The sequence below is a fragment of the Arthrobacter sp. J156 genome (assembly GCF_056172865.1).
This window is the reverse complement of the sequence record NZ_CM149650.1, coordinates 3,363,346-3,384,150: the sequence shown is the minus strand read 5'-3', so window position 1 is coordinate 3,384,150 and position 20,805 is coordinate 3,363,346. Positions and strand designations below refer to the sequence as shown.

The window sequence follows — 20,805 nt, the reverse complement described above, 5'->3', positions numbered from 1 at the left end:
GGGCCCCGGCGTCGTCCTGAATCCGGACGACGCCGGGGCCCCGGGGGCTACGGTTCGCGCAGCCGGGGGTGCGCCTCGCCGCGCTCGATCCACGCGCGGACCATGGCGTTGAAGAAGAGCGGGTCCTCGATGCTCCACTGGTGGTGCATGCCGGGGGCGAGGCGGAAGACGGCGTCCGGCTTGGCCTGGGCGATCTCGGCGAAGCCCTTGCGCACCACCGACGGTTCCTTGGCGCCGGCGACGACGAGCAGCCGGCCCGCGAAGTCCGCGAGCCCCCCGGGCACGCCGCCGGCGTAGACCTCCTCCATCATGGCCTTCATGTTCTCGGGGCGCAGCGTTAGCCCGTGGTCCGAATACAGGCGGCGCGAGTCGGCCGGGATCCCGAACGCGCCGGCCTGCATCTTCCAGAACCATTCGGCGTCCCAGAAGCGCAGCTGGGCCGCCGCGGCGACCCGGACACCGGGACCGACGGGGCGGACCGCCGCCCCGCTGAAGACCGCGCTCTCGACGAGCTCGGGGTGGCGGGCCAGGACGCGCAGGCCGACGACCGCCCCGAGCGAGAGCCCCACGAGGTGGACGCGCCCGTCCTCGATCTCGTCGGCGACGAACGCGGCGACGTCGTCCGCGGCGCTCTCCAGCCCGGCCCAGTCCTCGGCCGCACGGGCGCCGAAGCCGGGCAGGTGCGGCGTGAACACGCGGTAGTCGGCGAAGCCCTTGACCTGCGGGTCCCACATCCAGTTGGCGACGTTGCCGCCGTGCAGGAACACGAGCGTCCGGGCGGGGCGGCCGTCGGCGCGCGGGCGCCGGGGGCGGTGGATCTCGGGGTACGACGCCGGATCGGGCCTGGCCGGGTCCGTCCCGGCGGGGGTTTCGGCGGGTGCTCCGCGCTGACGCCACGGGCTCATGGAAGGTTCCCTTCGACGGAGGCGAGCCAGTCCAGCTCCGCCTCGACGTGGATGATGCCGTTGTCGAGCGTCGCGGCCATGAGGTAGCTGCGGCGGTCGGCCAGCGCGGCGGGCTCGAGCTCCGCCCGCAGCACGCGGTAGGCGTCGCGCAGCTCCTGGGCCTCGAGGCGGCGGGCCCGGAGCAGCTCCACGACGTCGGCGCGCTCGAGCGAGCCGGCGAAGAACACCCTGCCCAGGAACGGCTCCCGCTCCGGCTGGCGTTCGAGCGGGCCCGTCAGCCACGCGTGCAGCGCCTCGCGACCGGCGTCCGTGATGTGGTGCTCCTGCCGCGAGGGGTAGTTCTCCTGCGGCACGGTGCGTACCGTGGCGAGCCCGTCGGCGACCAGTTGGGACAGCGTGCGGTAGATCTGGGCCTTGTCCGCGTTCCAGAAGTGGTTGATGCTCGAGTCGAAGTGCTTCTTGAGGTCGTAGCCCGTCATGGGCGCCAGGCTGAGGAGCCCCAGGATCAACCGTGCCAGGATCATGGGATCATTCTGCCAGCAAGCTAGGTGAAATGTCACCTAGGTGAGCCGGGCGTGTCCCCGGCTCCGCCTCCGTCCGCCGCGGCCGTCCGCTCGACCCCCACGCGCACGATGCGCCGCCGGTCCATGGACTGGACCTCGAGGCGGAACCCCGGCCCCTCGACGACGTCGCCCACGACGGCCAGCCGGCCCAGGACGTCCATGATGTAGCCGCCCAGGGTCTCGTAGGCGCCACTGTCGGGGACCGCGATCCCGGCCACGTCGGGCAGCTCCTGGACGATCAGCGAGCCGTCGACGACGAGCGTGCCCCCGACGGCCCCCGGCACCCCGGACAGTTCGGCGCGCACGTCGTACTCGTCGTAGATCTCCCCCACGATCTCCTCGAGCAGGTCCTCCAGGGCCACGATGCCGTCGGTTCCCCCGTACTCGTCGACGACCACCGCGAGCTGCTGCCCCTCCGCGCGCAGCCGTGCCAGCGCGGCCAGGGCGTTGACGCTGCCCGGGAACACCGCCACGGGGCGGGCGATCGAGCCCACGGTGCCCGCACCGGCGTCGCCCTCCTCCCTCCGCCCCGCGGCCCGCACCAGGTCGAGGACGTGCACGAACCCCACGAGGTCGTCGTGGTCCCGGCCGTAGACCGGGTAGCGGCTGTGGCCGAAGCGGCCGGCGGCGGCGAGCGCGTCCCCGATGGACAGCGAGGCGGCGAGGAAGTCGACCTGCGGGCGCGGGCGCATGACCTCCTGCACCGTGCGCTCGGCCGCCTCGAAGACGTCCTCGAGGATCCGCCGGTGCTGCTCGGGGATCTCGCGGCTCTGCGCGACGAGCGCCTTGACCTCCTCCGCGCTCACGGCCGAGGTGCGCACCGAGGGGTCGCCGCCGAGGAGCCGGACGACGACGTTGGTGGAGGCGGAGAGGAACCAGATGGCCGGCTTCATCGCGGCCGCGAAGACGCCCAGCGGCGGAGCGGCGATCCGGGTGAAGCCCACGGCGCGCTGCATCGCGATCCGCTTGGGCACGAGCTCGCCGAACACCAGCGAGAGGTAGGCGATCAGCAGCGTCAGGAGCACCAGGGCCGCCGTGTCGGCGAGGCCGCCCGGCACACCCGCCGCCTCGAGCACCGGGACCAGGTCCGGGGCGATCGTGGCGGCGCCGTAGGCCGAGGAGAAGAAGCCGGCGACCGTCACGCCGATCTGCACGGCGGCCAGGAAGCGGTTGGGATTGCGGACGAGCTCGGCCGTCCGGCGCCCGCGGGGCCCCGACGACTCGATGCGGTGGATCTGGCCCTCCCGCAGGTTCACGATCGCCATCTCCGTGCCGGCGAACACTCCGCCGATGAGGACGAATAGCAGCACCAGCGCCAGGTTCAACAAGGTATCGGCGTCCATGTACCGACGCTAGGGCACGCGGGGCCGCCGTGTCCCGGTCCGGGCGAGACTGGATGCCGAACCGCAATCCGCTCCGCACGCAGAAGGGAGGGGGCGCGCCCGTCGGCACACCCCCTCCCCGGCCACCCCCAGTCGCGGCGGCTTTGGTTCCCGCTAGTCGGCGCCCAGGCGCTCCTTGAGGCCCGCGAGCTCGTCCTGCAGGGTCTGCGGAAGCGAGGCGCCGAAGTTGGCGTACCACTCCTCGATGCTGGCCAGCTCCTGCTTCCACTCCTCCGCGTCCACGGCCACGGCGACCTCGACGTCCGCGGGCGTGAAGCCCTCCAGACCGGCCAGGTCGACGGACTCGCCGGTCGGCACGTAGCCGATCGCGGTCTCGCGGGCGTCGGCCTTGCCCTCGATGCGCTCGATCGCCCACTTCAGGACGCGCGAGTTGTCGCCGAAGCCGGGCCACGCGAAGCCGCCCTCCGGCGTGCGGCGGAACCAGTTGACGAGGAAGATCCGCGGCAGGCGCTCCGGATTGGCCTTGGCCTCGATCGAGTCCCAGTGGTTCAGGTAGTCGCCGGCGTCGTAGCCGATGAACGGCAGCATCGCCATCGGATCGCGGCGGACCCGGCCCACGGCGCCCGCGGCGGCGGCCGTGGTCTCCGAGGACAGCGTCGAGCCCATGAAGATGCCGTGCGTCCAGGAACGGGCCTCGGTCACGAGCGGGATGGTGGTCTTGCGGCGGCCGCCGAAGAGGATCGCGTGGATCTCGACGCCGTCCGGGCTGTAGTACTCCTGGGCCAGCATGTCGATCTGGTCGATCGGGGTGCAGAAGCGGGAGTTCGGATGCGCGGCCGGGCGGTCGGCGTCCGGGGTCCACTCGTTGCCCTGCCAGTCCGTCAGGTGGGCCGGGACCTCCTCGGTCATGCCTTCCCACCACACGCCGCCGTCGTCCGTGAGGGCGACGTTGGTGAAGATGGAGTTGCCCTTGGTGATGGCGCGCATGGCGTTGGGGTTGGTGCCCCAGCCGGTGCCCGGCGCGACCCCGAAGAGGCCGTACTCGGGGTTCACGCCGCGCAGCTCGCCGGCCTTGCCGATGCGCATCCAGTTGATGTCATCGCCCAGGGTCTCGGCCTTCCAGCCGTCGATCGTGGGGTCGAGCAGGGCCAGGTTGGTCTTGCCGCAGGCGGACGGGAAGGCTGCGGCGACGTTGTACGCCTTGCCCTCGGGGCTCGTGAGCTTGAGGATCAGCATGTGCTCGGCGAGCCAGCCCTCGTCGCGGGCGATCACGGAGGCGATGCGCAGCGCGTAGCACTTCTTGCCCAGCAGGGCGTTGCCGCCGTAGCCGGAGCCGTAGGACCAGATGGAACGCTCCTCGGGGAAGTGCACGATCCACTTCTCCTCGTTGCACGGCCACGCCACGTCCTCCTGGCCGGGCTCGAGCGGGGCGCCGACGGAATGCAGGGCCGGGACGAAGAACGCGTCCTCGGCCTCCATCTTGCGCAGGACGTCGTTGCCGATGCGGGCCATGATCCGCATCGAGGCCACGACGTAGGCGGAGTCGGTGATCTCCACGCCGTACTGGGGCTGCTCCGCGTCGAGCGGACCCATGACGAAGGGGATGACGTACATGGTGCGGCCCCGCATGGCGCCCGTGAAGAGGCCCTTGAGCTTGGCCTTCATCTCGGCCGGGTCCATCCAGTTGTTGGTGAAGCCGGCGTCGCGCCTCTCCTGGGAGCAGATGAAGGTCTGTTCCTCGACGCGGGCCACGTCCTTGGGATCGGAGAAGGCCGCGAAGCTGTTGGGGAAGAGCTCCTGGTTGAGGCGGATGAGCGTCCCGGCGTCGACCAGCTCTCCGGTCAGGCGCTCGTTCTCCTCCTGGCTGCCGTTGACCCAGTAGACGGCATCGGGCTGGGTCATCTCGGCAACCTCGGCAACCCAGGCGGCGAGCCCTCCGTGCGTGGTCGGCGCGGTTTCCTGGACGCTGTCCAGGACCTGCTGGTCGGAGCTCTCGCTCATATCAATTCCCTCCATTGGGCTGACACTTGATGCCTTCGATGCTAGGTCTGGCGCTCGTGGCGCCGATGTGATGCACTTCGCCCCTACCGGAACGTAACCATGGGGCAGTCGTAGGGATCCGCGGAATCCCGGGCTTTTCGGCAGGCCTAGTGTGATTAAGGTCACATAGACCGGTCTAGTTGCTCCCCCGTCATCCGAACCCCTCCGGCCCCGATCCACCCAGGGCGCCCACCTCGATTTTGACCCCGCGCGGAGAGTCTGTATAGTTGTTCGAGGCCGCCGACGAGGCGGGCCGAACAAGCGCCCATAGCTCAGCTGGATAGAGCGTCTGTCTACGGAACAGAAGGTCAGGGGTTCGAATCCCTTTGGGCGCACCAATGACACCCCCGGGAACCGCAAGGTTCCCGGGGGTGTTTTGCGTTGCCGCACACCTCAGCCCCGACGCCCCCACCCTCGGCCCCGCCACACAACCCCCTGATGCGGCTATTTGAACTGACCAGTCAGTTCAAATAGAATCGAACCGTGCTCATCGCCGATTCCGTCGCCCTCGAGGGACGCCACGCCACCCTTCTGGAACCGACCTCCCTCAAGGCCGCCCAGGGCAGCGTGCTGATTGTCGCCGCGCCGACCCAGGACACCCGCACCGCGCTCTCGCTCATCCTCACCGGCAGGATGAAGCCGGATGCCGGCACCGTCGCGTGGGAGGGAACGCCGGACAGGCGGACCCTGCGCCGGGCGAGCACGCTCGTCGACTCCCCGGCGATCAACGAACCGGAACAGCACCTGCGCGTGCGCGATCTCGTCGCCGAGGACCTCGCCCTGCTGCCCGGCCCGTTCTGGCGACACCGCTCCTCCGACGCATGGCTCGACGCGCACGGGCTGGAGCACCTGGCCCGCGAGTGGGTCGACGCGGTCGAACCCGTGACGCGGCTGCGCCTGCTCGCCGCCCTCGGCCTCGAGGACGCCCGCTCCCGCCTGCTCGTCTTCGACTCCCCCGAGCGCCATGGCCTCTCCGGCGACGCGTGGGCCACCGTGCTGCGGGACATCGCGGGCGGGCGCCGGCACCCCGCCGTCGTCGCCGTCGCCTCCCGCATCCCCGCCGACTGGACCGGGGCCACGGCCGCGGCCGGCGGCGACCACCTGCCCCGCGGGACCTCCCCCGACGGCGAGACGCCCTGGGAAGCCGATCCGCTGCCCACCACGAGCGAGGTCCACGCATGACCGCCCTCCGCCTGGCCCTCTCCGAGCTCAAGCGCATGACCCACGGCCGGCTGCCGAAGATCGCGGTCGTCGCCCTGACCCTGGTCCCGCTCCTGTACGGGGCGCTGTACCTCTACGCCAACTGGGACCCGTACGGGCACCTCGACAAGGTCGACGCCGCGATCGTGAACCTGGACCGCGGCGCCACGTCCGATTCCGGCCCCCTCGAAGTCGGCGACGACGTCGTCGACTCCCTCCTCGAGGACGGGACGTTCGGCTGGCGGACCGTGGACACCCGAGAGGCCGCTGCCGCGGGCGTGGCCTCCGGCGACTACGCGTTCGCCCTGGTCATTCCGGAGGACTTCTCCGCGAACCTCGCCTCCCCCGAGGATTTCGACGCCGCACGGCAGGCCGTCCTCGAGCTGACCACCAACGACGCGAACAACGCCATGATCGGCACCATCGCGGACAAGCTCGCCGGAGAGGTCCACAACAGCGTCGCCGCCGAGGTCGGCGAGCAGACCGCCGACGCCCTGCTGACGGGCTTCGGGCGCATCCACGGCCAGCTCTCGCAGGCCGCCGACGGGGCCGGCGAGCTCCACGACGGCACCTCGCGGCTCGCCGACGGGGCGGAGGACCTCGCCGACGGAACGGGGCAGCTGTACGACGGCGGAGCCTCCCTCGCGTCCGGTGCCCGGGAGCTGCACGCCGGCACCGGGCAGCTGCTCGCCGGCCAGGAGAAGCTCGCCGCTGGCGCGGACCGGCTGTCCTCGGGCGCCGGGGAGCTCTCCACCGGCGCGGGGACCCTCGCCGACGGGCTCGGCACCCTCGAGTCCCGCACGGCCGGGCTGCCGGCGTCGACCCGCGAGCTCGCCGACGGAGCCGCGTCGGCCACGGACGCCGCGCACCGGCTCGCCGACGGAGCGGAGCAGGTCGCCGAGGGCAACGAGACGCTCAACGCCAAGGTGCAGGACGCCGCTGCGGTCATCGAGGCCCTCGAATCCGACGCCGAGGCCCGGCTTCAGGCCGCCTCGCAGGCCCTCGTCGACAACGGCGTCCTCACGGCCGGGCAACAGGCGGAACTCGAGGAGGCCCTGCGCGCCCGCGCGGCCGACTCCGCTGTCCTGCATCAGGCCCGCGAGTCCCGGCAACAACTGGCCACCGCGGAAGCGCAGATCGCCCAGCTCGCCTCGGGCTCGCGCGAAGTGGCCGACGGCGCACGGCAGCTCGCCGCGGGAACCGATCGGCTCGCGGCGGGCACCGACACCCTCGCGGACGCCGTCCCCGCGCTCGCGGGCGGCATCGCCGACGCAGCGGACGGCGCGGGCCGCCTCGGCGACGGGGCCGCCGAACTGTCCCAGGGGGCCTCGACGCTGGCCACGGGGCAGCGGGAGGCCGTCGGCGGGGCCCGGACGCTCGACTCCGGGGCGGCACGGCTCGAGGACGGCTCGGCCGAACTCGTCGACGCCGCCGGACGGCTGCGCGACGGCGCCGGTGGGCTCGCTTCCGGGGCCCGGCAGGTCGACGACGGCGCGGGCGAGCTCGCCGTCAAGCTCGGTGAGGGCGCGGACCAGGTCCCGAATCCGGACGATGCGCAGAAGCAGCGCGTCTCCCACGTCATCGGGGACCCGGTCGCGATCAGCTCCACGGCCCAGACCGAGGCGGGCAGCTACGGCCAGCAGCTGGCCCCGTTCTTCCTGACCCTGGCCCTCTGGATCGGGGCGTTCATGCTGGTCCAGCTCATGCGGCCCATCACCCGCCGCGCCCTGGCCTCCAACGCCGCGGACTGGAAGATCGCGATCGGCGGGTGGCTCCCGTTCCTCGCCATCTCGTTGGTCCAGTCCACGCTGCTGTACGGCGTCGTGGTGTTCGGGCTCGGACTCGAGTCCGCGCACCCGTGGATGACGTGGGCCCTGCTGCTGGGCGCATCGCTCGCCTTCAGCGCGCTCATCCAGGGCATCGTGGCCTTCCTCGGCACGCCGGGGAAGATGGTCGTGCTGATCCTCCTGGTCCTCCAGCTCGTCTCCGCCGGCGGCACGTTCCCCTGGGAGACGACCCCGGAGCCGCTGCACGCCGCGCACCAGATCCTGCCCATGGGCTACATCGTGACGGGCATGCGGCACTTGATGTACGGTGCGGACCTGGCGGTCATGGGCCCCGTGGTCCTGGCGCTCGCCGCGTACGCCGTCCTCGGCGTCGTGCTCAGCATCCTCGCCGTACGCCGCCGCAAGACCTGGACCCTGACCACCCTGCACCCGGAGATGGCCGAATGAGCACGACCGCACCACCCCCCGCCCACCCCGTGCGCCGCCCCGGGCGGACCGAGGCGACCCGCCACAAGGTCTTCCAGGCCTCCATGGAACTCATCGGCGAACGCGGAACGCACGGCGTCACGGTCGACGAGATCGCGGCGGCCGCGGGCGTCTCCAAGGGCACCGTGTACTACAACTTCGGGTCCAAGTCGGAGCTGATCGGCCAGCTCCTGCGCTTCGGCGCGGACCTGCTCATCGAGCGGCTGCGGGCCGGGGCGGACCGGCCCGGGCCGCGCGAGGCGCTCGGTGCCATGGCCCGGGCCGCGCTGGAGTTCATGGAGGAATACCCGTCCTTCGCGCAGCTGTGGGTCAGCGAGATGTGGAGGACGCCGAGCGAGTGGCGCACGACGCTCGAGGCCCTGCGCGCCGACGTCCTGGGCGTCGTGCGGGCCGCCGTCGAGCGGGCGCTCCCCGCTCCGGAGCCGGGTGCCCCGGGGGCCGCCCACACCGGTCAGGACGGCGCCGGGGCCCGGCCGGGTGGGCCGGCCGACCTGGGTGACAGTGCCGGTACCGGCACCAGCGCCGGTGCGCGCGCGGACGTCGTCGCGACGGCGGTGTTCGGGGCGACGCTCGTCCTGGGCCGCGACCGGCACGCGTTCCACCCGGAGCGCGGGATCGACGAATGCGTCGAGGCGGTCCTCGCCTTCCTGCCCCGGGCCTAGGGCCGGGGCACCACGAAGTCGGAGACCCGGGCGTCGCGCCCGTCGAGCTCTGCCCACGGCTTCTCGATATCCATCACCGTCAGCCCCAGCGTCGGGTAGCGCGTCGCGAGGTCCATCACGGCGTCCTCGTCCGATTCGACCGAGGCCAGCCGCATCGCGAGCTCCTGGACGGTCGGCAGATGACCGATCACCAGGAGCGTGCCCACGGTCTCCGGGGTCTCGTTGACGATCGAGAGGAGCTGCGTCGCCCCGGCTCCGTAGACGCGCGAGTCGAGGTACGGCGTCGGGCCCTGCTCACCCAGCTCGCTGCCCACCCAGGCGCACGTCGAGCGGGCGCGCAGCGCGTCCGAGCAGACGATGTAGTCCGGGATCCGGCCGTTCTCCACCATCCAGCGCCCGGCCAGCGGCGCCTCGCGGTCGCCCCGCCCGGCCAGCGGGCGGTCGTGGTCCGGGACCCCGAGCGGATAGTCCGACTTGGCGTGCCGCAACAACATCAGGCGCTTGAGGTGGTGGTCGCTCATGGCTCCAGCTTAGGCGCCCGGCCGCGGGTCGCGGAGGGGGCGGGGCCGCGGTCGGAGAAGGCGGGGACAGGCAAGCGGCGCCGCACCCCGCCCGGGGTGCGGCGCCGCCGTCGTTCAGGAGGAACGTTCCTAGATGCTGTACTCCGGGGCAGCCCACACGACGACCTCGGGGTGCTCGTAGAAGCGGTAGCCCTGGCCGCGGACGGTGCGGACCGTGTTGGCGAGGCGGCCCAGCTTGGAGCGCAGGCGGCGGATGTGCACGTCGATGGTCCGCTCGTTCGGGACCTCCTCGGCGTTGCGCCACAGATTGCTCAGGAGCTCCTCGCGGCCGACGGTGCGGGAGCCGTTCTCGACGAGGTAGTTCAGGAGCTCGAACTCCTTGAAGGTGAGGTTCAGCGAATCGCCGTCGAGGTGGACCTCGCGGCGGGAGAGGTCGATCAGGACGCCGGACGGGCGCGGCGCGGACTGCTGCTGGCGGCCGCCGGCCTCGCCGCGCGGGCGGCGGGAGACGGTCGGATCGCCGAGCGCCTGGCGGACGACGTCGATGTTCTCGCCCGTCGCGTTGGCCGGGGCCAGGGCGACGGCGGCGTGGGTCTGCGCGTCCGGCGCGAGGGTCTGCAGGAAGGCGCGGACCTGGGTCGCGAGCTTGCCGAGGGAGGTCCCCTGCGCCTGGGCCGTGGACTCGTCGAGGCCCACATAGAGGACGAAACCACGGGCGGCCGTGTCATTGGAGACGGCCTGCGGTCCGGGCGTTCCGTTCGGGGCGACCACCGGAGTCGGCGCGGTGGTCGGGTGCGCGTCCTGGGTCCCCGGGACCGCGTGGAGCTGGCGGAAGCCCTGCGGAGCCCCGTAGCCGCTGTGCCCGGCAGGCTGGCGCTGCGCGGCGGCGGCACGGTTCTGGGCGTTGCGGATCGAGATGTGGACGTATCCGGAAGTCACGGACATGGTGATACCTCTAACTGTGCGGAGAGCCTGTGAACGGCCTGAATGCTGGTGGTTCTTCGGCGGGCCGGGTGGGGCCACCGGGATGCCTGGTCGGCGTCGGACTGCCTGTGGTGCGGACGGTCCTAGGCCTGCATTCGGCAACAGCTCCGCGCGCGGCCATAGCCATGGCCCCACGTGGGTTCTGCGGCTGCAGTTGCTGGTGCGGTGATGTTCACAATGACTAGTCTGCGCGTAATAAAAAGAACCCGCAAGTAATAATCATGCAGGACGTCCACATAGTGAGATGAAACTGGCCAAATGTGATGCGCTTCACACTAGGCAGTTCTCTGAAAGAAGCCCTTGAGAAGACGCGGGCTGTTCAGCGAATCACCCAAGGCCTGTCCGATCTGACCATTCTCGGGCCATCCTGGCACCCCTGCCGCCTTGATTGCATAAGTATGCACGCCTCCATGAATGTTCGCAGCTGGCGGGAACGCCCGTCGCGTACGCCTTGACAAGATGCCTCCCCATGTCAAGTGCCCCGCACTAGGCTGGAGGCAACGCTCACAGCCGCCTCACAGCCATGGTAAAGGTTGATCCCACAACCTCCGAACAGGATGGACCCATGACCAACTCCCGCTTCGTGCCCAGCCAGCTGCCGCGCCTCGCCCACCCGGATGGCTCCCCCATCCGCGCGCTCGTGGTGGACGACGAGCCCTCGCTCGCCGAACTCGTCTCCATGGGAGCCCGCATGCTCGGCTGGGAGGTCCGCGTCGCCCACGACGGGCCGTCCGCCGTCCAGGAGGCCCGCGCCTTCACTCCCGACGTCCTGGTCCTCGACTGGATGCTCCCCGGCTTCGAGGGCACCGAGGTCCTGCGCAAGGTGCGCTCCTTCTCCCCCCATGTCCCGGCCCTGTTCCTCACCGCGAAGGACGCCGTCGAGGACCGGATCGAGGGACTGTCCCTCGGTGGCGACGACTACGTGACCAAGCCCTTCAGCCTCGAGGAGGTGCTGCTGCGCCTGCACCGCATCGTGGAACGCTCCGGCGTCGCCGCCGCCGACGCCGCGGAGCTCGTCGTCGGCGACCTCGTCCTGAACACCGACATGCGGGAGGTCCGCCGCGCCGGCGAGGAGGTGGCCCTGACGGCGACCGAGTTCGACCTGCTGCGCTACCTCATGGAGAACCCCCGGCGCGTCATGAGCAAGAACCAGATCCTCGACAACGTCTGGCAATACGACTTCGGCGGCCAGGCCAACATCGTCGAGCTCTACATCTCCTACCTGCGCAAGAAGATCGACGCCGGGCGCGAGCCCATGATCCACACCGTCCGGGGCGCGGGCTACGTCCTCAAGCCGGCCACGTGAACACCGCACCCCCACCCGGGCCCCGCCCCCGCAACGTCCCCCCGGACCCCGGCACCGGCGTCGTCCCCGCGGAGCCCGCCCCCGCGACCCCGAGCCGGCGCAGACTGAGCCTGAGCTCGCGCATGCTCGCCGCCGTCATCGCGCTCCTGGCACTCGTCTGCCTCGTGATCGGGCTCATCACCCACGCCGCCATGGCCTCGACCCTCTACGGGCAGCTCGACGAGCAGCTCACGCACGCCTCCTCCCGCGCCGCCGCGTTCAACGGGGCCGGCGGTCCAGGCCTCTCCGACCCGCTCAACGCGCCCGGACAGGCCTCCGGGACGCTGAACTTCCGGCTCGTCGGCAACACCCTCGAGGTCGGCGGCGTCCTGGACCCGGAGACCGGCGAGCGCCGCGACCTCTCCGGATTCACGCAGGAGGACGCGCAGTCCATCGCGGCCGTGGCCCCCGGGGAACCACCCGTCGACGTGGCCCTCAGCTTCGGCGACTACCGGCTCATGGCCGTCCGCCCCGACGGCGGCGCGGGCACGCTCATCACCGGGCTGCCGCTCACCGCGGCGCACGACACCCTGACTTCGCTCAGCTGGACCATGCTGCTGGTCTCGGCCGCCGGCGTGCTCGCCACGGGGCTGGCCGGAACCCTCATCATCCGCCGCTCGCTGCGGCCCCTGGAGCGCGTCTCCGCCGTCGCCGCGTCCGTCGCGGCCCTGCCGCTCGACGCCGGCAACGTGCGGCTCGCCCAACGCGTCGCGCCGGACGACGCCGTGCCGGGCACCGAGGCCGGCAACGTCGGTCACGCGCTCAACGCCCTGCTGGACAACGTCGAATCCGCGCTCGAGGTCCGCCAGGCCTCCGAGGAGAACATGCGCCGCTTCGTCGCCGACGCCTCCCACGAGCTCCGCACCCCGCTCGCCGCCGTGCGGGGCTACTCCGAGCTGGTCTCCGCCACCGAGCACCTCAGCGACGACGGCCGGCGCTCCCTGGACCGCGTCGTGGAGCAGAGTCGGCGCATGGGATCGCTCGTCGAGAACCTGCTGCTCCTGGCCCGGCTCGACGAGGGCACGGAGGCCCAGCGATCCGACGTCGACCTGACCCTGCTCGTGGCCGAGACCGTGAGCGACTTCCGCGTGACCTCGCCCGGACACCGCTGGCGGCTCGAGCTGCCGTCCGAACCCGTTCTGGTCCACGGTGACCAGGGGCAACTCGGACGCGTCCTGAACAACCTGCTCTCCAACGCCCGCAAGCACACCGCCGACGGCACCGAGGTCACCGCGACGCTGGCGCGATCGGGCGACGGCGGCTCCGCGGTCCTGCGGATCGCGGACGACGGCGCCGGCATCGAGCCGGGCTTCCTGCCGCGGGTCTTCGAACGCTTCGCCCCCGCCGACCGCGCCCGCTCCGGGAACGACGGCACGACGGGGCTCGGGCTGCCGATCGTCAAGGCGATCGTCGAGGCGCACGGAGGATCGATCGGCGTGGCGAGCCGGCCAGGGCTGACCGAGTTCACCGTACGCCTGCCGCTCGCCGCGAACCCGGGACGGATCGTTCCGCCGCGGCCCACGGGACCGCCGAGCGTCCGTTCCACGGGCTGAGCGCCGGGGAACCAGGGAACGCCGCGCGGCGGATGGGACGTCAGGGACGGAATGCCCTCCGCGGCCCGCTCCTCAGCGCGGCGTGCCGCTTCAACACGCCGCGCCCTGGCCCGGCCGGCCCGGTCCATTCCGTCCGCGGCGTCCCATTGCGCCGCCGGCGTAGGCTGGCTTCATGCCGGACACCCCGCCCGACGCCAGCCGCCCTGGCCTCGCGATCGCACCCGCGCAGGACACGCCGGCGACGGTCGGCCCGCAACGCGAACTGCTCCGCTCGGTCTTCCGCGACGTGCTGGACCGCGTCGCCCCTGCTTACAGCGTGGCCGACTGGCGGCCGGCCGATGCCGTGCGTCAGAAGGGCCGGGGCTCGTGCAGCCAGCGGCTCGCGGTCGTCGAGGACGAGGCCCGGGCCGCCGGAATCGCCGTGCGCACGCACGGGCTCGAGGTCGGGGCCGCGTTCTGGCACCGGCGCTTTCCCCGGCACCATCGGGTCCTGCCAGCCACCGTGAAGCTCCCCTGGCCCGAGTTCCTGTGCGACGGGGCATGGCTCGCCGCGGAGGACGTCTTCGATCCGCAGCCCGGGCGTCGTTTCGCCAACACCGGCTGCAATACGCTGTTCGAGGCGTTGATCGACGGGATCGTGACGTGGCGCGGAGACGATCCCCACGGCCGCGACAGCCTGGCCCGGCACGTCGTCGCCGACCATGGGCGGTTCCCTGACCGGGCCGCGTTCGCCGCGGCGTGCGGCACGACCTTCCCCCGGGCCGTGGCCCCTGCGGTCGACGCCTACCTGCGGATCATCACGCGGGACTCGCTCCGGCGGGAGAACGAGACGCCCTGACGCGTGCTGTCTTGTCAGAGCAAAGGGACGTCAGGGCAATGGGACGTCAGGGCAATGGGACGTCAGGGACGGAATGTCCTCCGGGGCCTGCCGCGAATGACGGCGTGCCGTTCGGACACGCCGCGCCATGGCCCGGCCGGCCCGGGGCATTCCGTCCGCAGCGTCCCATGGCACCGCGGTCCCGATGCACCGCGGTCGCCTCGCGCCGCGCTCAGGCCGTGGGGCCCAAGGGTGGCTAGTGCGCCAGGCCGTAGAGGCGGTCGCCGGCGTCGCCGAGGCCGGGGACGATGTAGGCCTTCTCGTTGAGTTTCTCGTCCTGCGCGGCCAGCACCAGGTGGACCCGGTCGTCGCCGCCGTGCTCGGCCTCGAGGCGGGCGATGCCCTCGGGCGCGGCGATCAGGCAGATGCACGTCACGTCGGCGGCGCCGCGGTCGAAGAGGAACTTGATGGCCTCCACGAGCGTCCCGCCGGTCGCAAGCATCGGGTCCAGGACGAACACCTGGCGGCCCGTGAGGTCCTCGGGCAGGCGCTCGGCGTAGGTGACGATGTCCAGGGTCTCCTCGTTCCGGGCCATGCCCAGGAATCCGACCTCGGCGGTGGGGACCAGCCGCGTCATGCCCTCGAGCATGCCCAGCCCGGCGCGCAGGATCGGCACCACGAGCGGGGTGGGCTTGGCGAATGCGGTGCCCGTGGTCGTGGCCACCGGCGTGACCACGTCGACCTCGACCGTCTTCACCTCACGCGTGGCCTCGTAGGCCAGCAGGGTGACCAGTTCGTCGGTCAGCTGCCGGAACACCGGGGAGGACGTGTTCTTGTCCCGCAGGACCGATACCTTGTGGGCCACCAGCGGGTGGTCGACTACCTGTACGCGCATGCCCCCAAAACTACCAGCCCGCCCCCGCTGCTGGACTAGGGTTGGAGCGTGATCCGGGATGACGCGCGCCACGCCGAGTGGATGGGCCACGCGCTGCGCGAGGCCCGGCTCGCGCTGGAGACGGGCGACGTGCCGATCGGCGCCGTGGTGATCGCCCCGGACGGCGCCGTGCTGGGGGCGGGCCGGAACCGCCGCGAAGCCGACGGCGACCCCACGGCGCATGCCGAGATCGTGGCGATCCGCGCCGCGGCGACCGCCCTGCGGGCCGCCGGGAGCGACGACGGCTGGCGGCTCGCGGACTGCACGCTGGTGGTGACGCTGGAGCCGTGCCCGATGTGCGCCGGGGCGATCGTCTTGGCCCGGATCCCGCGTGTAGTTTTCGGCGCGTGGGACGAGAAGGCGGGGGCCTCCGGCTCGGTCTTCGACGTGCTGCGCGAGCCCCGTTTGAACCATTGGGTCGAGGTGTTCCCGGACGTGCGCGGCGGCGAATCGGCGGGGCTTCTGCAGGAGTTCTTCCGAGCCCTGCGCTGATCCGGAGGACGACGCCGGGGCCCGGCTTCGTGCAACGCTGGCCCTGGGACTGGCCTGCAGCGCGGGGCAGTTCCTCCTCTCGGCCGGCACGCCGGGCAAGCGCAGGGCTCTTCCGCACTCGCGGATCCTGATGCACCAGGGCTCGGCCGGCATCGGCGGCTCCACGGTGGAGGTCGAGGTCCAGGCGGATGACCTGCGGCACACGCGCGACACGGTGCTGGGGCTCATCGCCGAGGACACAGGCCAGGCTCCCGAGCGGATCATGGACGTCTACTCGCAGCTGCTCACGGAGCGGATCGTCTACCTCGGCACCTCGATCGACGCCGGAGCGGTCCTGCTGGCCGGAGGGGCCCCGGGCCTGCGCTCCATGCTGCCGCACGCCCGCGTGGTGCTGCACCAACCTGCCGGGAGCGGCCGGGGAACCATTCCCGACCTGATCCTCCAGGCGGACGAGCTGGTGCGGATCCGTGCGGAGACCGAACGACTGCTCTCCCTCCACACGGGGCGGACGGTCCGGGCCCTGCGGGCCGACACGGACCGGGAGCGGGTGCTCACGGCATCCGAGGCGCTCGACTACGGAATCGTCGACGAGGTCCTGGACCGGCGGCCGGCGGCGCCGGCGGGCTCCCGGTAGCTCCCTGCGCGGACGCTATGCCGCGAGGGCGAGGACCGGAACGGAGCCTGGCACCGGCGTCGTCCTCGTTGATGCCGCCGCGGCGGGCGCGGGCGGAATCGCGGCACTGGGGGCGCGGACGAGGACGCGGGCTCCGCGCAGCTCGGCCGCGACCTGCCACGTGAGGTCGAGCAGGGTGGTTCCCAGCGCCCCCGCCACGGCGGCGATCATCTAGCTTGAGGGCTCCTTGAGGCCGCGCTCGATCTCGGAGAGGTACTGCGGGGAGATGCCGGCCAGGCGGGCCGTGTCCGCCAGGCGGTCGCCGCGGGACGCACGCAGGAGGCGCAGCCGCCGCCCGAGGACTTCCCGCCACAACGGCTCGGGTTCCGGCACTTCCGGGGTTGCTCTGCGCTGCTCCATGCCCCAGCGTAGGCACGGTCTCCGCGGGGCAGTCACGCGGTTCCGCTGCAGGCAGAGCACCCCGGTTTGGGCGGCCGCCACCGCCTCCGGTACAGTAGACCAGTCTGGTGACGTGTCCGAGCGGCCGAAGGTGCAACACTCGAAATGTTGTTTGGTGTAACAGCCAACGTGGGTTCAAATCCCACCGTCACCGCCAGTGAGAAAGGTCCCGGTTCCCCTGTAAATCAAGGGAACCGGGGCCTTTTGCTTTGTCCGGGCTGGTGCTATTGGCAAAGAATTAGCAAAACTTCACCATGGCCCCCTTCCCAAGTCTCCAGCTGCGATCACGGCCGCGAGTAACCGGCTCCCCCAGACTTCACCGATCGCTGGTGGCGCCGATCAAGCGCCGTTCCGGGAATCTTTCGAGTAAGAGTACGGCTCTATCAGGAGTTACTGCGGGCTGTCACCAGCTTCGGTCGCCCCTAGCCAGGGCCGCTTTTTGATACCACTAGCTGTCATGAGCTGTCATTGAATCTGCGGAACAGTTGAGGGGTTGTGGCGAGAATCGTGTGTGGGTAGGTAAGTGAGCAGGGATGCGCCATTACGGATCCAGATAGCGGCGCCCCATGGTGCTCCGGCTAGACACCGGCAGTCAGGACTTCGGGCGTCGAACCGGCCGGCACTAACAAACGGGCGAACGATCCCAGTCTGCCTAGCGAGCCACTGGCGAAGCACGCCCGTCAGCGCGAGGGACTGCTGCACGAGTAGGTGACATCTGATCTGGCTTGCCCGCGGGGTGGGTCTGGAAGGATGTTGCTGTGCCCAAGCCCTACCCGTCCGAGTTCCGTGACGACGTTGTGCGCGTCGCGAGGAACCGTGAGCCCGGAGTGACGATCGAGCAAATCGCGAAAGACTTCGGGGTCCACCCGATGACGTTGCAGAAGTGGCTGCATCGCGCCGACATCGACGCAGGTGCGAAGCCCGGCCAGTCCCGGACCGAGGCGGCGGAGATCCGCGAGCTGAAGAAGCGGAACCGGTTGCTCGAGCAGGAGAACGAGGTCCTCCGGCGGGCGGCGGCGTATCTGTCGCAGGCGAATCTGCCGGGAAAAGGTTCTACCCGCTCGTGACAGAGCCCGCCGAAACAGGGATCCCTGTGACGGTGACGTGCCGGGTGCTCAAGCTCTCCCGCCAGCCCTACTACCGATGGCTGGCCGGCCCCATCACCGATAGCGAGGTCGTGGAGGCGTATCGCGCGAACGCGCTGTTCGACGCGCACAAGGATGACCCCGAGTTCGGGCACCGGCTCCTCGCCGACGAGGCCCGTGACGCGGGTGAGGCGATGTCTGACCGGACCGCGTGGCGGATCGCCTCCGCAAACGGCTGGTGGTCCGCGTTCGGGAAGAAGCGGGGACGTAACGGCAAGAAGCCGGGCCCGCCGGTCCACGACGACCTGTGCGCGGTCGTCCACGAGGACGGCCGGACCCGGCACGTGTTCGCCGCCGAAGCCCCGAACCAGCTCTGGCTCGTGGACATCACGGAGCACCGGACCGCGGAAGGCAAGCTCTACTGTTGCGCCATCAAGGACGCGTGCTCAGGCCGGATCGTGGGGTACTCGATCGACTCGAGGATGAAGTCCCGCCTGGTGTTGACGCCGACCGAAAATAGGGCCAAGAACGCCAACTGAAAATGAGGCCACCTGACCATCATGGAAGGTGATCACATTGGACGTTTGGGCGCAGATTCGCCACCGGTACGCGACGGAGAAGATCTCTAAGAGAGAGCTGGCCACGCAGCTCGGGGTTTCGCGGGGAACGGTTGACCGGGCGCTGGAATCAGACCGGCCGCCTAAGTACGAGCGGGCGTCGGCAGGTTCGAGCTTCGACTCCTACGCCGGCCGGGTCCGGACCCTGCTGGCCAGGACTCCGACGATGCCGGCCACCGTGCTGGCCGAACGCGTGGGATGGACGGGATCGGCGTCCCTGTTCCGCGACAAGGTCCGCCAGATCCGGCCCGAGTATCTGCCGGCGGACCCGGTGAACCGGCTGGTCCACGAACCGGGCAAGGCGGTCCAATGCGACCTCTGGTTCCCGCACGAGCCGCTACCGCTCGGGCACGGCCAACAGGGCAAGCCGCCGGTGCTGGTCATGACCAGCACCTTCTCCGGCTTCATCCAGGCCCGGATGATCCCCACCCGCACCACGCCGGACCTGTTGGGCGGGATGTGGTCGCTGATCCAGGACGCGGCCGCGGTCCCCGAGCGGCTGGTCTGGGACAACGAGAGCGGCATCGGCCAGGGCCGGCTGACGGACCCGGCCGCGTCTTTCGCCGGGGTGCTGGGCTGCACGATCCGCCAACTGCCGCCGAACGACCCGGAGTCCAAGGGCATGGTGGAGCGGATGAACCGGTTCTTCCGCCAAGGCTTCATGCCCGGCCGGACCTTCGCCTCCCCGGGCGACTTCAACGAGCAGCTGGCCGACTGGTTGCCGCGGGCCAATGCCCGCTACTCGCGCTCCCGCCACGGACGGCCCGCCGAGCTCGTGTTGCGCGACCGCGAGGCGATGCGCCCGCTGGCACCGCTGGCGCCCGAGACAGGGTTGCGCAAGAGCATCCGGCTGCCGCGGGACTACTACGTGCGGGTGTTCTCCAACGACTACTCCGTCGACCCGTCGGCGATCGGGCGGATCGTGGACGTGGCCGCGGACCTCGAGCAGGTGACCGTCACTGCCGGCGGGACGTTGCTGGCCAAGCACGAACGACGTTGGGCGCGCCACCAGATCCTTACCGATCCGGCCCACGTCGACAGGGCCGCCGCCCTGCGCCGCGCCCACCGCACCATCAGGACCGGCCGCCACGCCGAGGTCCAGGAACGCGATCTGGGCATCTACGACCGGCTCTTCGGCCTCGCCGTCCCGGACGATGCGCGTGAACTGGCGGAGGCCGGCCGGTGAGCGAGCCGGCGAAGAGCATCGAGTACTACGCCCGGGCATTACGCGCCCCGCGCATCACCGACGGCTACCGTGCCCTGGGCGACCGCGCCCGGGAAGCGGGCTGGTCCCACGAGGAGTACCTAGCCGCCGTGCTCAGCCGCGAGGTCGCCGAGCGCGAAGCCTCCGGGGCGGCCCTGCGGATCCGTGCCGCCCGCTTCCCCGGCGCCAAGACCATCGAGGAGTTCAACTTCGACCACCAGCCGGCCGCCGACCGCAACCTGGTGGCCCACCTCGGCACCGGGGTCTTCCTCGAGGAAGCCAAGAACGTGGTCCTGCTCGGTCCTCCCGGCACCGGCAAAACGCATTTGGCCGTGGGCATCGGGATCAAGGCCGCCCGCGCCGGGCACCGGGTCCTGTTCGACACCGCCACCGGCTGGGTCGCTCGCCTCGCCGAGGCGCACGAACGCGGACGCCTGCCCCAGGAACTGACAAAGCTGCGCCGCTACAAGCTGCTGATCGTCGACGAGGTCGGATACATCCCGTTCGACCAGGACTCGGCGAACCTGTTCTTCCAACTGGTCTCGTCCAGGTATGAGCACGCCTCGCTGGTCCTCACCTCGAACCTGGCGTTCAGCCGTTGGGGCGAGGTCTTCGGCGACGCCACGGTCGCCTCAGCCATGATCGACCGCATCGTCCACCACGCGGAGGTTCTCAACCTCACCGGCAGCAGCTACCGGCTCCGCAACAGAACCACCACAAGACCTCAGGCACAATAGAACCGCAACCCGGTGGCCCTATTTTCAGTTGGCAGAAATGGCCCTATTTTCGGTCGGCGTTAACACCTGGCCGTTCAGGCGCTCGAGAATGCTGTCGCGATGCGCGGCGACGTCGCCGGCTGCATCGTGCACAGCGACAGGGGCAGTCAATTTCGGAGCAGGAAGTTCCTGCGCGCTCTTGCCCTTCACCGCATGGGCGGGAGCATGGGCAGAGTCGGATCGAGCGGGGACAACGCCGCCATGGAAAGCTTCTTCGCGCTGCTCCAGAAGAACGTCCTCGACCGCCGCTCCTGGACCACTCGCGAGCAGCTGCGCATCGCGATCGTCACCTGGATCGAGCGGACCTATCACCGGCGACGCCGTCAGGCACGCCTGGGTCGTTTGACGCCCATCGAGTTCGAGACCATCATGAACACGACCGTCGCACTGGCGGCGTGACTAGAACCTGTCACCTAACC

At 70.9% G+C, this 20,805-nt stretch carries 20 protein-coding genes, 2 tRNA genes and 2 pseudogenes; 15 read left to right on the top strand and 9 right to left on the bottom strand.

Annotated features, from left to right (window positions below):
* Nucleotides 1–47 precede the first annotated feature (47 nt).
* The 4 genes from AC0QR5_RS15725 to AC0QR5_RS15710 all read right to left on the bottom strand — a co-directional run bounded on the left by AC0QR5_RS15725 (nucleotide 48) and on the right by AC0QR5_RS15710 (nucleotide 4,812).
* Nucleotides 48–905 (bottom strand): alpha/beta fold hydrolase, encoded by an 858-nt coding sequence (locus AC0QR5_RS15725; RefSeq protein ID WP_329862832.1) that lies wholly within the window; start codon nucleotides 903–905, stop codon nucleotides 48–50.
* Nucleotides 902–1,429 (bottom strand): PadR family transcriptional regulator, encoded by a 528-nt coding sequence (locus tag AC0QR5_RS15720; protein WP_329862833.1) that lies wholly within the window; start codon nucleotides 1,427–1,429, stop codon nucleotides 902–904. Before AC0QR5_RS15720 ends, AC0QR5_RS15725 begins: the two co-directional genes overlap by 4 nt.
* A 32-nt stretch (nucleotides 1,430–1,461) precedes the next feature.
* A complete protein-coding gene (locus tag AC0QR5_RS15715; RefSeq protein WP_329862834.1) occupies nucleotides 1,462–2,811 on the bottom strand; it encodes a hemolysin family protein in 1,350 nt (449 codons plus the stop codon).
* A gap of 153 nt (nucleotides 2,812–2,964) precedes the next feature.
* Nucleotides 2,965–4,812, bottom strand: coding sequence for a phosphoenolpyruvate carboxykinase (GTP) (locus AC0QR5_RS15710; protein WP_329862835.1), 1,848 nt, complete (start codon nucleotides 4,810–4,812; stop codon nucleotides 2,965–2,967).
* 300 nt (nucleotides 4,813–5,112) lie between these two features.
* Here AC0QR5_RS15710 and AC0QR5_RS15705 point away from each other — a divergent pair.
* The 4 genes from AC0QR5_RS15705 to AC0QR5_RS15690 all read left to right on the top strand — a co-directional run bounded on the left by AC0QR5_RS15705 (nucleotide 5,113) and on the right by AC0QR5_RS15690 (nucleotide 8,986).
* A tRNA-Arg gene (locus AC0QR5_RS15705) sits at nucleotides 5,113–5,189 on the top strand.
* 145 nt (nucleotides 5,190–5,334) lie between these two features.
* Nucleotides 5,335–6,033, top strand: coding sequence for an ABC transporter ATP-binding protein (locus tag AC0QR5_RS15700; RefSeq protein ID WP_329862836.1), 699 nt, complete (start codon nucleotides 5,335–5,337; stop codon nucleotides 6,031–6,033).
* Nucleotides 6,030–8,285 (top strand): YhgE/Pip domain-containing protein, encoded by a 2,256-nt coding sequence (locus tag AC0QR5_RS15695; protein WP_329862838.1) that lies wholly within the window; start codon nucleotides 6,030–6,032, stop codon nucleotides 8,283–8,285. The genes AC0QR5_RS15700 and AC0QR5_RS15695 overlap by 4 nt, the downstream gene beginning before the upstream one ends.
* Nucleotides 8,282–8,986, top strand: a complete 705-nt coding sequence (locus AC0QR5_RS15690; protein ID WP_329862840.1) for a TetR/AcrR family transcriptional regulator — start codon at nucleotides 8,282–8,284, stop codon at nucleotides 8,984–8,986. The genes AC0QR5_RS15695 and AC0QR5_RS15690 overlap by 4 nt, the downstream gene beginning before the upstream one ends.
* Here AC0QR5_RS15690 and AC0QR5_RS15685 read toward each other — a convergent pair.
* Both AC0QR5_RS15685 and AC0QR5_RS15680 read right to left on the bottom strand, forming a co-directional pair.
* Nucleotides 8,983–9,507: a SixA phosphatase family protein gene (locus tag AC0QR5_RS15685; protein ID WP_329862842.1), complete on the bottom strand. Its 525-nt coding sequence runs from the start codon at nucleotides 9,505–9,507 to the stop codon at nucleotides 8,983–8,985. The two genes, AC0QR5_RS15690 and AC0QR5_RS15685, sit on opposite strands and share 4 nt — an antisense overlap.
* A 129-nt stretch (nucleotides 9,508–9,636) precedes the next feature.
* A complete protein-coding gene (locus AC0QR5_RS15680; RefSeq protein WP_329862844.1) occupies nucleotides 9,637–10,452 on the bottom strand; it encodes a winged helix-turn-helix domain-containing protein in 816 nt (271 codons plus the stop codon).
* Between the two features lie 604 nt (nucleotides 10,453–11,056).
* On the opposite strand from AC0QR5_RS15680, the gene AC0QR5_RS15675 reads away from it, so the two are divergent.
* From AC0QR5_RS15675 to AC0QR5_RS15665, 3 genes are all read left to right on the top strand, one after another.
* Nucleotides 11,057–11,797, top strand: a complete 741-nt coding sequence (locus AC0QR5_RS15675) for a response regulator transcription factor (protein WP_329862846.1) — start codon at nucleotides 11,057–11,059, stop codon at nucleotides 11,795–11,797.
* Nucleotides 11,794–13,389 (top strand): HAMP domain-containing sensor histidine kinase, encoded by a 1,596-nt coding sequence (locus tag AC0QR5_RS15670; RefSeq protein WP_329862847.1) that lies wholly within the window; start codon nucleotides 11,794–11,796, stop codon nucleotides 13,387–13,389. Before AC0QR5_RS15675 ends, AC0QR5_RS15670 begins: the two co-directional genes overlap by 4 nt.
* A gap of 172 nt (nucleotides 13,390–13,561) precedes the next feature.
* Nucleotides 13,562–14,227, top strand: coding sequence for a hypothetical protein (locus AC0QR5_RS15665; RefSeq protein WP_329862849.1), 666 nt, complete (start codon nucleotides 13,562–13,564; stop codon nucleotides 14,225–14,227).
* 235 nt (nucleotides 14,228–14,462) lie between these two features.
* On the opposite strand, the gene upp is transcribed toward AC0QR5_RS15665, so the two are convergent.
* Nucleotides 14,463–15,101 (bottom strand): uracil phosphoribosyltransferase, encoded by a 639-nt coding sequence (gene upp, locus AC0QR5_RS15660; protein WP_329862851.1) that lies wholly within the window; start codon nucleotides 15,099–15,101, stop codon nucleotides 14,463–14,465.
* A gap of 81 nt (nucleotides 15,102–15,182) precedes the next feature.
* On the opposite strand from upp, the gene AC0QR5_RS15655 reads away from it, so the two are divergent.
* On the top strand, nucleotides 15,183–15,632 hold the full coding sequence (locus tag AC0QR5_RS15655; protein ID WP_475372538.1) for a nucleoside deaminase: 450 nt from the start codon (nucleotides 15,183–15,185) through the stop codon (nucleotides 15,630–15,632).
* Nucleotides 15,553–16,266, top strand: coding sequence for an ATP-dependent Clp protease proteolytic subunit (locus AC0QR5_RS15650; RefSeq protein ID WP_430633599.1), 714 nt, complete (start codon nucleotides 15,553–15,555; stop codon nucleotides 16,264–16,266). Before AC0QR5_RS15655 ends, AC0QR5_RS15650 begins: the two co-directional genes overlap by 80 nt.
* A 15-nt stretch (nucleotides 16,267–16,281) precedes the next feature.
* Here AC0QR5_RS15650 and AC0QR5_RS15645 read toward each other — a convergent pair whose 3' ends face one another.
* Together AC0QR5_RS15645 and AC0QR5_RS15640 are read right to left on the bottom strand one after the other, a co-directional pair.
* Nucleotides 16,282–16,476: a hypothetical protein gene (locus tag AC0QR5_RS15645; RefSeq protein ID WP_329862854.1), complete on the bottom strand. Its 195-nt coding sequence runs from the start codon at nucleotides 16,474–16,476 to the stop codon at nucleotides 16,282–16,284.
* Nucleotides 16,477–16,665, bottom strand: a complete 189-nt coding sequence (locus AC0QR5_RS15640) for a helix-turn-helix domain-containing protein (protein WP_430633592.1) — start codon at nucleotides 16,663–16,665, stop codon at nucleotides 16,477–16,479.
* A gap of 106 nt (nucleotides 16,666–16,771) precedes the next feature.
* Here AC0QR5_RS15640 and AC0QR5_RS15635 point away from each other — a divergent pair.
* From AC0QR5_RS15635 to AC0QR5_RS15610, 6 genes and pseudogenes are all read left to right on the top strand, one after another.
* A tRNA-Ser gene (locus tag AC0QR5_RS15635) sits at nucleotides 16,772–16,861 on the top strand.
* Between the two features lie 601 nt (nucleotides 16,862–17,462).
* Entirely contained in the window at nucleotides 17,463–17,771 is a 309-nt protein-coding gene (locus AC0QR5_RS15630) for a transposase (protein ID WP_475372482.1), read from the top strand.
* 302 nt (nucleotides 17,772–18,073) lie between these two features.
* Nucleotides 18,074–18,304: pseudogene (locus AC0QR5_RS15625) on the top strand (DDE-type integrase/transposase/recombinase); the annotation flags it as partial.
* A gap of 52 nt (nucleotides 18,305–18,356) precedes the next feature.
* Nucleotides 18,357–19,592, top strand: coding sequence for an IS21 family transposase (gene istA, locus AC0QR5_RS15620; RefSeq protein ID WP_475372481.1), 1,236 nt, complete (start codon nucleotides 18,357–18,359; stop codon nucleotides 19,590–19,592).
* Nucleotides 19,589–20,347 (top strand): IS21-like element helper ATPase IstB, encoded by a 759-nt coding sequence (istB, locus tag AC0QR5_RS15615; RefSeq protein ID WP_329862121.1) that lies wholly within the window; start codon nucleotides 19,589–19,591, stop codon nucleotides 20,345–20,347. The genes istA and istB overlap by 4 nt, the downstream gene beginning before the upstream one ends.
* Nucleotides 20,348–20,413: 66 nt before the next feature.
* Nucleotides 20,414–20,785: pseudogene (locus tag AC0QR5_RS15610) on the top strand (transposase); the annotation flags it as partial.
* Nucleotides 20,786–20,805 lie beyond the last annotated feature (20 nt).

Excerpts from the sequence above, each read along its gene's own strand:
- AC0QR5_RS15725 (WP_329862832.1), bottom strand. The coding sequence starts at position 905 with ATGAGCCCGTGGCGTCAGCGCGGAGCACCCGCCGAAACCCCCGCCGGG.
- AC0QR5_RS15720 (WP_329862833.1), bottom strand. The coding sequence starts at position 1,429 with ATGATCCTGGCACGGTTGATCCTGGGGCTCCTCAGCCTGGCGCCCATG.
- AC0QR5_RS15715 (WP_329862834.1), bottom strand. The coding sequence starts at position 2,811 with ATGGACGCCGATACCTTGTTGAACCTGGCGCTGGTGCTGCTATTCGTC.
- AC0QR5_RS15710 (WP_329862835.1), bottom strand. The coding sequence starts at position 4,812 with ATGAGCGAGAGCTCCGACCAGCAGGTCCTGGACAGCGTCCAGGAAACC.
- AC0QR5_RS15695 (WP_329862838.1), top strand. The coding sequence starts at position 6,030 with ATGACCGCCCTCCGCCTGGCCCTCTCCGAGCTCAAGCGCATGACCCAC.
- AC0QR5_RS15690 (WP_329862840.1), top strand. The coding sequence starts at position 8,282 with ATGAGCACGACCGCACCACCCCCCGCCCACCCCGTGCGCCGCCCCGGG.
- AC0QR5_RS15685 (WP_329862842.1), bottom strand. The coding sequence starts at position 9,507 with ATGAGCGACCACCACCTCAAGCGCCTGATGTTGTTGCGGCACGCCAAG.
- AC0QR5_RS15680 (WP_329862844.1), bottom strand. The coding sequence starts at position 10,452 with ATGTCCGTGACTTCCGGATACGTCCACATCTCGATCCGCAACGCCCAG.
- AC0QR5_RS15675 (WP_329862846.1), top strand. The coding sequence starts at position 11,057 with ATGACCAACTCCCGCTTCGTGCCCAGCCAGCTGCCGCGCCTCGCCCAC.
- AC0QR5_RS15665 (WP_329862849.1), top strand. The coding sequence starts at position 13,562 with ATGCCGGACACCCCGCCCGACGCCAGCCGCCCTGGCCTCGCGATCGCA.
- upp (WP_329862851.1), bottom strand. The coding sequence starts at position 15,101 with ATGCGCGTACAGGTAGTCGACCACCCGCTGGTGGCCCACAAGGTATCG.
- AC0QR5_RS15655 (WP_475372538.1), top strand. The coding sequence starts at position 15,183 with ATGGGCCACGCGCTGCGCGAGGCCCGGCTCGCGCTGGAGACGGGCGAC.
- AC0QR5_RS15645 (WP_329862854.1), bottom strand. The coding sequence starts at position 16,476 with ATGATCGCCGCCGTGGCGGGGGCGCTGGGAACCACCCTGCTCGACCTC.
- AC0QR5_RS15640 (WP_430633592.1), bottom strand. The coding sequence starts at position 16,665 with ATGGAGCAGCGCAGAGCAACCCCGGAAGTGCCGGAACCCGAGCCGTTG.